This window comes from Thermoanaerobacterium thermosulfurigenes, from assembly GCF_051201035.1.
GTDB classification, from domain to species: domain Bacteria; phylum Bacillota; class Thermoanaerobacteria; order Thermoanaerobacterales; family Thermoanaerobacteraceae; genus Thermoanaerobacterium; species Thermoanaerobacterium thermosulfurigenes.
The window spans coordinates 1-12,166 of the sequence record NZ_JBPODR010000040.1 but is presented as its reverse complement, the minus strand read 5'-3'; the positions used below and the strand labels follow the sequence as shown (position 1 = coordinate 12,166).

Sequence of the window (12,166 nt, the reverse complement as noted above, 5' to 3'; positions counted from 1 at the left end):
AAGTGTGCATAATTGTGTAAATTACTATTACTTTTTTCTGGCAAAGCATTAAGTTTTCAAGGAACAGAGTAATTATTTATGTGCGAAGTTTTAGTAAAATAATATGTAGTGGCTATATAAAATTTGAAATTCAGGTATGTCAATACCTGAATTTCAAATTTACAATATGGATGTAATCCAATGAAGGAGCGATATAGTAGTATGAGGAAAAAATTAGATGAAATATTTGAAAAAGTAGAAAGTATATCAAAAGATATAAGTGTTGAAGCAATAGAAGATGCTATATCAGATATTAAAGATAAATTTAGCAGTAATGTCTTTTATCTTGTAGTGTTAGGACAATTTAAAAGAGGAAAATCGACATTCACCAATTATATATTGGGAATTGATATGCTTCCTACAGGAGTCGTTCCCTTAACATCTGTTATAACAAAAGTTCAATATAGTATTGAAGTATGGGCAAAAGTACTGTACGAAGATGGTAGGATTGATAATATTGATGTAAAAGAATTGGATTTATACTGCACAGAGAAGAACAATCCTAAAAACATAAAAAAAGTCAAAGAGATACATATAGGATATCCTTTTGAGTTTGTAAGCAATGATGTAGTAATTATAGACACACCTGGTATTGGATCGGTATACAAGCATAATACAGATGTCGCATATGGTTATATAAATAAAGCTGATGCTGTGATTTTTTTACTTTCGGTGGATCCTCCTATAAGTGAATTGGAAAAAGAGTTTTTGTCTCAAATATCAGAGAATGTCAACAAGATATTTTTTGTTTTAAACAAAATTGACTATGTAAGTGAAATAGAATTAGATGAGATAATTAAATTTAATGAAAATATTATAAAAGAAATTACGAAGCATGATAATATTATTATATATCCAATTTCTGCTAAATTGGCGTTAGAAGGCAAAATTTCGAAAGATAATGAAGCAATTGAAAAGAGTAGAGCAAAAAAGCTTGAAGTTGACTTACAAAATTTTCTAATGACAGAAAAAGAAAAAGTATTGCTTGAAAGTTATGCTAAAAATATTGATCGGATCATTTCAATGTGCCAAACTTTTATTGAAAGCAGCATAAAATTAAAACAAATTCCTTTAGAACATTTAGAATCTAATATAAAAGCCTTTGAAAACTTTATTAGAAAAGTTGAGAAAAATAAAAATGAAATATATTTATTATTTCAAGGCGACATGAAAAATATTTTACAAAATTTTGATGAGAAAGCCGAGGAATATAAACAATATTTAAGCTTGAGAGTTTCAGAAAGAACAAAAGAACATTATAACAGCATTTTAAAATTAAGTAGAATTGATCAGAAACGAGAACTTGAGGAATATGTTGAAAAAACAATAGTAGAAGAATTTGAAATAATAAAAATGGAAATTGAAAGGGATATTGAGAAACAGTATAATGTGGCATTATCAAATTATTTTTCAAGGATTAATGAAGTCATTGATGAAATAAAATCTGTGGCAAATGAGTTGTTTGGTATAGATTTAGAATATTTTAAGTGCAGAGATGGAATTACATCAGAAAGTAAATTTACGTACAAAATAGGATATGATGTAGATGCATTGGAAATCGATCCGGTAATTTTTACTTATTTCTTGCCCAAAAAAATTGCTGGCAAGATTATATTAAATGGTATTGTAAGCAGGATTCATGTAGATATTGATAGAAATTTAGGCCGCATAAGATATGATTTGTTAAGAAGAATTGAAGAAAGTTTTAGTGAATTTGAAAAGGATATGAATTCAAAATTGCAATCTATGTTTGAAACGGTTAAAAAACTTCTTGCTAAAACAAAAACTGATTATGAACTTGACAAAGATAGCTTTCAAAAAGAAAAAGATTTGTATCTAAATATGTTGAAAAATATTTACGAATTGAAAAGCAAATTAAATGATATAATTGCCGAAATTAGGCAATCATCCTAAAAAGATATTGACTTCTACAATTAATTTGTTTAAACTATAGTTAGAAAATTATAGTTAAAAGTAAATAATTTTATTAGGTGATGAAGCTCACCTTAATTGCTAATTTTAGCTGATGGCTTCTATATAAGTATAGGAGTTATCAGCTTTTATTATTATAAATTTAAAATTATCTAAAGGAGGATACATATTATGCCACGAATTACTTCAGTAAAAGCAAGGGAAATTTTAGATTCAAGAGGGAATCCTACAGTAGAAGTTGACGTTATATTGGAAAATGGTATTATAGGAAGGGCAGCCGTTCCTTCTGGAGCTTCTACAGGTACAAAAGAAGCCGTAGAATTAAGGGAAAATGACAAAAAGAGATATCATGGCAAAGGTGTTAAAAATGTAGTTGACAATGTCAACAACATTATTGCAAAAGAGATTACTGATATGGATGTATTTGAACAAAGAAAAATAGATCATTTGCTTATTTCATTAGATGGCACAAAAAACAAGTCAAAGCTTGGTGCAAATGCAATTTTAGGTGTATCGTTGGCAGTGGCTAAGGCAGCATCGAATTATTTAAATATACCGCTTTTTAAGTATATTGGAGGCACAAATTCGTACGAACTGCCGATGCCAATGATGAATATATTAAATGGAGGAAAACATGCAGACAATACTGTTGATGTCCAGGAGTTTATGATTGTTCCTATTGGTGCAGATAGTTTTTCGACTGCATTGAGAATGTGCTCAGAAGTTTATCAAACTTTAAAAAATGTTTTAAAAAGCAGGGGCTTTAGCACATCTGTAGGTGATGAAGGTGGGTTTGCTCCGAATCTTTCGACAAATGAAGATGCATTGAAACTTTTAATCGAGGCAATAGAAAAAACAGATTACAGACCAGGAGAAGATGTAGCTATAGCGATTGACCCTGCTGCGTCTGAGTTTTATATTGATGGAAAATATGTATTTGAAGGTGAAAAAGTAAGTCGTACATCAAGTGAGTTGATTGATCTCTATTCAGAATGGATTAATAAATATCCTATTGTGTCCATTGAAGATGGACTTGCAGAGGATGATTGGGATGGATGGGCATTGCTTACGTCTCAGCTTGGTGGCAAGATTCAATTAGTAGGTGATGATATTTTTGTTACAAATCCAGAGATATTTAAAGAGGGTATAGAGAAAAATATTGCCAATTCTATTTTAATTAAGTTGAATCAAATAGGCACTTTATCAGAGACACTGGATACAATACAAATGGCTCAGAAAGCTAACTATACTACTGTTATTTCCCACCGCTCAGGTGAAACAGAAGATACAACAATGGCAGATGTAGCAGTAGCAGTAAATGCTGGACAGATAAAAAGCGGTGCTCCATGCAGGACTGAAAGAATAGCTAAGTACAATCAGCTTTTAAGGATTGAAGAGTTATTGGGAGATAGCGCTGTATTTAAAGGAAAAGATATATTTTATAATTTAAGGAAATAACTATAGAGTTTAGAAAGGATGGCTAACAGCATCATTAATTAATGACTGTTGTTAGCCATTTTGGTCTAATTTATTAATTAAAATAATTAGCGAGAAGAGCAATAAAAAAAGGACCACAGCAAAAAGGATTTGATATGATGAAAATTGATGATAAAGATAAAAAAGTGGCAATTAGTGTTATACTTCTACTTGGTATAGTTAGTGCATTTGGAGATATAACTTATGAAGGTGCAAGAAGTGTGTATGGTCCATATTTGAAGTTGTTAGGTGCAAATGCACTAATCGTTGGCATTGTTACGGGTATTGGTGAATTTTTGGCGTCTGCTATTAGAATACCAGTAGGATATGCTATAGATAAGACATCAAAACCATGGCTTTGGACGATATTAGGATATGGAATGCTTATTTCTGTACCTCTTTTAGCTATTACAGGTAAATGGCCAATAGCAGCGCTGTTAATAATATTGGAGCGAACCGGAAAAGCAATAAGAAGTCCAGGCAAAGATACTATTTTATCACATGTAAGTAAAAAAATAGGAACTGGATTAGGTTTTGGATTACATGAGTTGCTTGATCAAATTGGTGGTATTATAGGACCTTTGATTTTTACTTTTGTTATATCTTTTGCTGGTAGTTATAAGACGGGATTTATTTTGATGTGGATTCCAGCAATACTTACTGTTATATTTGTAATATACGCTCGAAGCAAAGTCACTAATCCTGCAGAATTGGAGAAAAATACAAAAAATGCATCTAAAAATGTAGATTTGTTGAATAAAAACTTTTCAAGGCAGTATTTATATTACATGCTTTTTATATTTTTTGCAATGCTCGGATTTGCTAATTATCCGATTATTTCATATCATTTTTTGAGTCATAAAGTGTTAAGCCAAGATGCTATTCCACTTTTGTACGCATTAGCAATGGCGGTAGATGGAGTAAGTGCAGTATTCATTGGAAAATTTTATGACAAGAAAGGTTTTTTGTCGTTAGCAGTGCTTCCAATATCGACCTTTTTGATGACTTTCATGGTCTTTTCAAATATGCCAGTTTTGGCTATCGTTTCAATGCTTATATGGGGATTTATTACAAGTATGCAAGAAACTACGATGAGGTCTGTAATTACCGATATTACGTATATTTCTGAGCGAGGCAAGGCGTTTGGTGTATTCAGTGCTGTTACAGGATTTTCTATGTTTTTAGGAAGTACTATTTTCGGATACTTATATGCTCATTCTATCAATTTTATATTTCTATATTCAATAATAGCCGAAATGATTGCGCTTTTTTGGTATGTGTTATTTGTTAGATCAAGCAGATAAATTTATGGTATAATATAGTTAAAAGAATATTATGGTGATGAAGCTCACCTTAATTGCTTTGATGGCTAATGGCTTCTACATTTAGTAGGAGCTATTTTTGTTTTACTTTAAGGATAGAGCATGATAATAAAAAATAGTTGATATATGAAAGGATGATCGTGATGAAGAAAGTATCATTTGAAATAAGTGACGAACAAATGGAAGAAATAAAAGAATTAAAAGAGGATTTGGAAAAGGACGGTTTCAGCAGTGAAGACTGTTACAGAGCTATTTTTGAGATGGGTATTAAAGCGTATTGGATGGAACGAAAAAATCCTGATGATAAAGATATAAGAAAACAGCTTATAATGTTGGCATCAAAGTATTCCGCTATGAGATTTAAATATTTCCAGCTAGTAAGAGATAATCAAACACTGGATATTAAATTAAAAGGGTATGAGGCAGAAAACAATTATTTAAAAGGACTTTCTGGCATAAGGACTGATGAAGAATGAGGTATATATGTCCTAACTGCTTTAAAATAGCTGATATTGGCGATGAAAAATGTCAAAAATGTGGGTATGATTTTAAAAATATTACAAATGATGATTATAGCAAAAAACTTATTACGGCGTTAAATCATCCTGATTATAATGTACAGTATATGGCAGCAAAGATTATTGGAGAACTAAAAATTAAAGAAGCTAAAAATACTTTAATAGAGTATCTCAAGAAGGACAGAAAGGAAAGAGATCCCTACATTGAACAAGCTGTTGTAGCAGCATTAGGGGAAATAGGCGATAAAGATGTATATAATTATATTAAAGAAAATATAGATAATTTTTCAGTTTTATCAAAGAACATCGCCTTAATTGCTTTAGAAAAAATTAAATCAAGATTTAATTAGGAGGATAATAAAATGGATAATAAAGAAAGACAAAATAAGAGTACAGTCAATAATATTAAGACATTAGGATGGGTGGCTTTTTTTGGTGGTTTAAGCCAGGATATGATACAACCTATTTTGCCAACGTTTTACACTCAGATATTAGGTTTAAGTAAAGAAACCGTAGGGTTAATTGAGGGAAGCGTAACAACGATTGTCAGTATTATGAGGATTGTTTCTGGCATAATATCTGACAAACTTGGAAAGAGAAAATCAATCGTCTTTATAGGATATTTATTTTCTGCAATAGGAAGAATTTTTCTATCATTGACTAATGGTGCAGCAATGACGTTTGGATTGCGTTTTACTGATGGCATTGGTAAAGGTTTAAAGGATGCTCCAAGAGATGCACTTGTTGCAAAGTCATCTGAAATGAAAAACATGGGCTATTCATTCGGATTTCAAAGAATGCTTGATACGTTAGGCTCATTTATTGGACCACTTATCACAACAGCGTTAATGGTTTTGCTTGCTAAATACATAGATGAGACGAAATACAGGATAATATTTTTAGTTGCAGGGCTTATTGGCTTTATTACAATATTGCTTATTGGATTATTCGTAGTCGAAAGAAAAGGAGATAATGTCAGTACACCGTTTAAATTTGATTTCACTATATTCAAAGGAAAATTTTTGTTGTTTTTCATAGTTATGCTAATATTTACACTTGGAAATAGCAGTGATGCATTTTTGATATTAAGAGCTCGTAACGTAGGCGTAAGTTCAGCCATGATACCTATTATCATTGCCATGTTTAACCTTTTTTATGCTTTACTGTCTGTGCCCAGCGGAATACTGTCTGACAAGATTGGAAGGGTTAATGTAATCAAAATTGGATGGTTAATTTATGCAGTTACTTATCTTGGATTTGCATTAGCCAGGGTGCCTTGGCATATATGGATTTTATATGCAATTTACGGTATTTATTATTCTACGACTGAAGGTGTAGCAAAGTCTCTTGTTGCGCATCTTGTAGATGAAAATAATAGAGGAACAGCTTTTGGATTGTACAATGCTTCTATTGGTATCCTTGCACTGCCTGCCAGTTTTATTGCTGGGTATCTGTGGGATAAAGTTGCACCTTCCGCTCCATTTTATTTTGGCGCTGGATGCTCAATATTAGCTGTAATTTTTATAACTATATTTAGAATAGAAAAGTAAATAAACTATAAATCAAAGTATGGTTTACACATGAACCATACTTTATTATTTTTGTTTTACAGTGAAAATGATATAATATATTAAGAATACATCGGCAATTATTTAGATTAAATTAAAGAGATGTGATGAGTATGGATAAGAAAACTGTTACCGATATACTTAATGAAATAGGGCTTTTATTAGAATTAAAAGGTGAAAATCCTTTTAAGTCGAGAGCGTATTATAATGCTGCCCGTACAATAGAAGTTCTTGACGACGATATTGAGAAATTAATAAAAGAAGATAGATTAAAAGATGTGAAGGGTATAGGTGATGCGCTTAATAAAAAGCTTACAGAGCTTATTACTACAGGCAGACTTGAATACTATGAAAATCTTAAAGCATCGATACCTGAAGGCTTAATTGAGATGTTGAAAATACCAGGTCTTGGACCTAAAAAGATAAAAACATTGTATGACAAATTGGATATAAAGACGGTTGGTGAATTGGAATATGCCTGTATTGAAAATAGACTTGTTGAATTACCTGGATTTGGTGAAAAAACACAGAAAAAAATCCTTGAAGGTATACAATTTATAAAACAGTTTAGTGGTAAGCATCTATTTATGGATGCATATTTAGAGGCCACATCATTAAAACAATATCTTGTTGATAGTGGATTGACAATAAGATGCGAGATTGCGGGAAGTTTAAGGCGAAGAAAAGAAACGGTGAAAGACATAGATATTCTTGCTACGTGTGACAATCCTGAGAAGCTAATGGACGTATTTACAAAATATGAAGGTATAAGGGATATTGTTGCCAAGGGAGAAACCAAGACTAGCGTAATATTGAAATCTGGCATAAATGTAGACTTAAGGGTTGTTAAAGATGAGGAATTTCCATATGCATTGCACCATTTTACCGGTAGCAAAGAGCACAATACAGCTATGAGGCATAGGGCAAAGCAAATGGGAATAAAAATGAATGAATATGGACTATTTAAAGATGATTTGCTTGTTAAATGCTATGATGAAGACGACATATTTAAAAGTTTAGCTCTTCAATATATTCCACCGGAACTTCGAGAGAATATGGGTGAAATTGAAGCAGCAGAAAAAGGATTACTTCCCATATTAATAGATGAAAAAGACATCAAAGGGGTTTTTCATGTACATACGATATACAGCGATGGTGCAAATACAATTTCTGAAATGGTGAATGCTGCACGAGATTGCGGTTATAAAATTATTGGTATTACAGATCACAGTAAATCTGCATTTTATGCAAATGGACTTAAAGAAGAAGATGTTTTAAGGCAATTGGATGAAATTGATGAATTGAATAACAAGTATAGTGATATAAAAATATTAAAAGGCATAGAATCTGATATATTAAAAGATGGTTCACTTGATTATGACGAAGATATATTGAGAAGACTTGACTTTGTCATCGCATCTGTTCATTCTAACTTTAAAATGACTAAAGACGACATGACAGAGAGAATAATAAAAGCTATAAAAAATAAATACACAAAAATCATTGGACATCTAACAGGGAGACTTCTCCTTGCAAGAGACGGTTATGACATTGACGTGTATAAAATTATAGATAGTGTTGCTGAATACGGGAAAATAATTGAAATAAATGGAAGTCCATACAGGCTTGATTTGGATTGGAGATATATAAAATATGCAAAAGAAAAAGGTGTAAAATTTGCAATTTGCCCAGATGCACATAGGATAGAAGGACTTGATGATATGAAATATGGCATCGGCATTGCACGTAAAGGTTGGCTTGAAGCGAAAGATGTGATAAATACGTATGAATATGACGAATTAAAGAAGGTTTTAAAATAAAATTCCAAGAAAACCTATTGACATTAATGATTTAAAGTGTTAATATAGTTTAAAATACAAATTGAATATGAAACCTCTTATCAAGAGTGGTGGAGGGACTGGCCCGATGAAACCCGGCAACCGGCATATATAATGCGTCTGGTGCCAAATCCTGCAGGGAAACCTGAGAGATGAGAGGAGCGGCGCAAACTTAGCCCTCTTCTACATCGAAGAGGGCTTTTAATATACCAAAATGAAAAGAGGTGCATTATAAGAATCAATTTAATTTGTTTATTTAAATTAAAATTATATAGAGGAGAGATTTAGATGAGTGAAGAAAGAAAATTAAAATTTGACACATTGCAGGTGCATGCGGGGCAAGAACCAGATCCAACTACAGGTGCAGTGGCAGTGCCAATTTATCAAACATCGTCATATATATTTAAAGATACTGAACATGCCGCTTCTTTATTTAGCCTTAAAGAACCAGGTAATATTTATACAAGAATTATGAATCCCACCAATGATGTATTTGAAAAGAGAATAGCAGCCTTAGAAGGTGGTGTTGGTGCTGTTGCGACAGCTTCTGGCTCTGCTGCTATAACATACTCGATTTTAAATATAGCAAGTGCAGGTGATGAAATAGTATCTGCCAGCACATTATACGGAGGAACATACAATCTTTTCGCTTTAACGTTGCCTAAACTTGGCATTAAAACGACATTTGTAGATCCAGATGATCCAGAAAATTTCAGAAAAGCAATAACAGACAAAACAAAGGCATTGTATATAGAGACGATAGGAAATCCCGGGATAAATATACCTGATTTTGAGGTTATAGCAAAAATAGCCCATGAGAATAAAATACCGCTAATTGTAGACAACACATTTGCAACGCCATATCTCTTCCGTCCGTTTGAATACGGGGCAGATATAGTAGTACATTCAGCGACAAAATTTATAGGAGGCCACGGAACATCAATAGGCGGAGTAATAGTAGATTCAGGAAAATTTGATTGGGCAGGAAGCGGAAGATTCCCTGAATTTGTAGAGCCAGATCCCAGCTATCATGGAATCAAATATGTTGAATCATTTGGACCTGCCGCATATATCACAAAACTGAGAGTACAGCTTTTAAGAGATACTGGTGCATCTTTAAGTCCATTCAATGCATTTTTATTTTTACAAGGATTAGAGACTTTGTCATTAAGAGTCCAAAGACATGTGGAAAATGCACAAAAAGTAGCAGAATTCTTAGCAAGCAATCCCAATGTGACGTGGGTAAACTATCCTGGACTTAAAGAAAACAAATACCATGAGCTTGCAAAGAAATACCTGCCGAAGGGTGCAGGAGCGATATTGACATTTGGAATAAAAGGTGGAATAAATGCTGGAATCAAATTCATAAACAGCCTTGAATTATTCTCATTGCTGGCCAATGTTGGTGACGCAAAGTCTTTGGTAATTCATCCAGCAAGCACGACACATTCGCAATTAAGCGAAGAAGAATTATCATTAGCAGGTGTAACCCCTGACCAAATAAGACTTTCAATAGGCATAGAAGACATCGACGACATATTGTATGACCTTGATCAAGCACTTAAAAAAGCAGCAGAATAAATATTATAGAGCTCTCTTCAGAATAGAAGAGAGCTTTTGATATTGCAGTACGGTGAAATATATTGTATAATCTAATTGAGAATGAATTTCAGAATCAAAGAATTGTAAAAATTGAATTTGCTTTTCTTATGGTTTACTGAGGTTAAGAAAAATTTATGCAGAAGGGGTGCTTAAATGCCTTTGAACGAAAACGAACATACACTATCTCATGAATTTGAAGGATCAAAAAAGAATAAATCTACTATTCTATTACTACTTGCAACAATAGGCCCAGGGCTTACTGTTATGTTAGCAGATACTGATGCAGGATCTATTATAACATCGGCACAGTCGGGTGCTAGATGGGGTTATAGCTTGTTGTGGCTGCAATTTTTGCTTATTCCAATTTTATATTTTGTGCAGGAGCTTACAACACGTATTGGAATAACGACTGGTAAAGGGCATGGCGAATTGATCAAGGAAAAGTTTGGTGCAGGTTGGGCATGGTTTTCAGTTTTAACACTTGTGGTTTCTGCTATAGGTGCTTTAGTCACAGAATTTTCTGGTATTGCCAGTGTTGGCTTATTGTTTGGCATACCAAAGTGGATAAGCATATCACTTGCATCAATCTCCTTAATATTAATAACAGGCTTTGGACGTTATACTATTGTTGAACGCATAGCTATATTTATCGGATTATTTGAACTAAGCTTTATACCAGCGGTTATACTAGCACATCCCGATACTTCGTCAATAATAAATGGGATTATCGGACAGAAGCCTTTCTACGATGAATCTTATAGGCTTCTTATAGCAGCCAATGTTGGAGCCGTAATAATGCCTTGGATGATATTTTACCAACAAGGCGCTGTGATAGACAAAAAATTAACAGAAAAATCGATAAGGTTTAGCCGCATTGATACTGCTGTCGGTTCAGTTGTAACTCAGATAATCATGGCGGTTGTACTTGTATTAACGGCTGCCACTATTGGACGGATAAATCCAAATGTTTCACTTACGAATATTCAGCAGATTGCTGATTCACTTATACCATTTGTAGGTCAGGTTGGTGGCAAAATCTTATTTTCAGCAGGTATTATCGGTGCTTCTTTGATAGCAGCTGTTGTTGTTTCATTGGCAACTTCATGGTCGTTAGGTGAAGTTATGGATTTTAAGCGAAGCCTTAATTCATCATGGAAAGAAGCTCCGATATTTTATGGATTATATGCTGCAGGTATTATTGTTTCCGCCATTATCGTCTTATCAGGAGTACCCCTTGTAACATTGACAATTTCAGTTGAAATAATGAATTCATTGCTTTTGCCAATTGTCCTCGGATTTTTGATAGCACTGGGATGGAAGGCATTACCTGAAAAATATAAATTAAAAAATTGGGAAAAAATCGTACTTGCGATAATATATTTACTTGTATGTTCTTTGGGAATTCTCACGTTGTTTCAGATATGATTTCAGATACGAATTAAACTACGTAAAAAAAGGAGCCAAAGGCTCCTAAATTACTTTTGCTGTTCGTTGATTTCGTCTTTAGCGCATTTGTGCATGCATTTAACATATTTTGCGCATCTTTTTCATCTATATTTCCACCCATCATATTTTGCACATCTTTCGCTGTAAGTCCTTTCATGTAGTTGTACATGGCACTATAGTTGAAATTTGAACCCATCATGTTAAACCCATAGCCGTTATTAATTGTATCGGCCTTTGCTCTTAATGCAGGTATTTGCGTAAATGCTATAGCACCTATTATTAGCGTGCCTGCGAATATAGCTATAACTTTCTTTCTCATTTAAAATTCCCCCTAGTATAATATATTTGTAACAAAGTTACATGATTTATATCAAATCGGGAGTTAATACACCGAACAATAATTTAACATGACCTTTCTATGTTCG

General features: G+C 33.0%; 10 protein-coding genes and 3 riboswitches. Of the genes, 9 read left to right on the top strand and 1 reads right to left on the bottom strand.

Going from position 1 to position 12,166, the window contains the following annotated elements:
* Window positions 1-201: 201 nt before the first annotated feature.
* The 9 genes from HNR52_RS11310 (at window position 202) to HNR52_RS11270 (ending at window position 11,720) form a co-directional block, all read left to right on the top strand.
* Entirely contained in the window at window positions 202-1,953 is a 1,752-nt protein-coding gene (locus tag HNR52_RS11310; RefSeq protein ID WP_435620613.1) for a dynamin family protein, read from the top strand.
* 67 nt (window positions 1,954-2,020) lie between these two features.
* A riboswitch (Fluoride riboswitch) is annotated at window positions 2,021-2,082 on the top strand.
* A 60-nt stretch (window positions 2,083-2,142) separates the two neighbouring features.
* Complete coding sequence (gene eno, locus HNR52_RS11305) at window positions 2,143-3,429, top strand: phosphopyruvate hydratase (RefSeq protein ID WP_013787399.1); 1,287 nt, start codon at window positions 2,143-2,145, stop codon at window positions 3,427-3,429.
* Between the two features lie 134 nt (window positions 3,430-3,563).
* A complete protein-coding gene (locus tag HNR52_RS11300) occupies window positions 3,564-4,751 on the top strand; it encodes an MFS transporter (RefSeq protein ID WP_230197630.1) in 1,188 nt (395 codons plus the stop codon).
* Between the two features lie 24 nt (window positions 4,752-4,775).
* Window positions 4,776-4,836, top strand: a riboswitch (Fluoride riboswitch).
* Window positions 4,837-4,912: 76 nt separating this feature from the next.
* The gene (locus HNR52_RS11295; RefSeq protein ID WP_013787401.1) at window positions 4,913-5,245 is read left to right on the top strand and encodes a hypothetical protein; all 333 of its coding nucleotides are present in this window, start codon (window positions 4,913-4,915) and stop codon (window positions 5,243-5,245) included.
* Window positions 5,242-5,637 carry a HEAT repeat domain-containing protein gene (locus HNR52_RS11290; RefSeq protein ID WP_013787402.1) on the top strand — a complete coding sequence of 132 codons (396 nt, stop codon included), beginning with the start codon at window positions 5,242-5,244 and terminating at the stop codon, window positions 5,635-5,637. Before HNR52_RS11295 ends, HNR52_RS11290 begins: the two co-directional genes overlap by 4 nt.
* A 12-nt stretch (window positions 5,638-5,649) precedes the next feature.
* The gene (locus HNR52_RS11285) at window positions 5,650-6,837 is read left to right on the top strand and encodes an MFS transporter (RefSeq protein ID WP_435620612.1); all 1,188 of its coding nucleotides are present in this window, start codon (window positions 5,650-5,652) and stop codon (window positions 6,835-6,837) included.
* A 131-nt stretch (window positions 6,838-6,968) separates the two neighbouring features.
* The gene (gene polX / locus HNR52_RS11280; RefSeq protein WP_435620611.1) at window positions 6,969-8,675 is read left to right on the top strand and encodes a DNA polymerase/3'-5' exonuclease PolX; all 1,707 of its coding nucleotides are present in this window, start codon (window positions 6,969-6,971) and stop codon (window positions 8,673-8,675) included.
* A gap of 74 nt (window positions 8,676-8,749) precedes the next feature.
* Window positions 8,750-8,852, top strand: a riboswitch (SAM riboswitch).
* 129 nt (window positions 8,853-8,981) lie between these two features.
* Window positions 8,982-10,274 carry a homocysteine synthase gene (locus tag HNR52_RS11275; protein ID WP_013787405.1) on the top strand — a complete coding sequence of 431 codons (1,293 nt, stop codon included), beginning with the start codon at window positions 8,982-8,984 and terminating at the stop codon, window positions 10,272-10,274.
* A 174-nt stretch (window positions 10,275-10,448) separates the two neighbouring features.
* Complete coding sequence (locus HNR52_RS11270) at window positions 10,449-11,720, top strand: Nramp family divalent metal transporter (RefSeq protein WP_013787406.1); 1,272 nt, start codon at window positions 10,449-10,451, stop codon at window positions 11,718-11,720.
* Window positions 11,721-11,733: 13 nt separating this feature from the next.
* Here HNR52_RS11270 and HNR52_RS11265 read toward each other — a convergent pair whose 3' ends face one another.
* Window positions 11,734-12,060 (bottom strand): hypothetical protein, encoded by a 327-nt coding sequence (locus HNR52_RS11265; RefSeq protein WP_435620610.1) that lies wholly within the window; start codon window positions 12,058-12,060, stop codon window positions 11,734-11,736.
* Window positions 12,061-12,166: the final 106 nt, after the last annotated feature.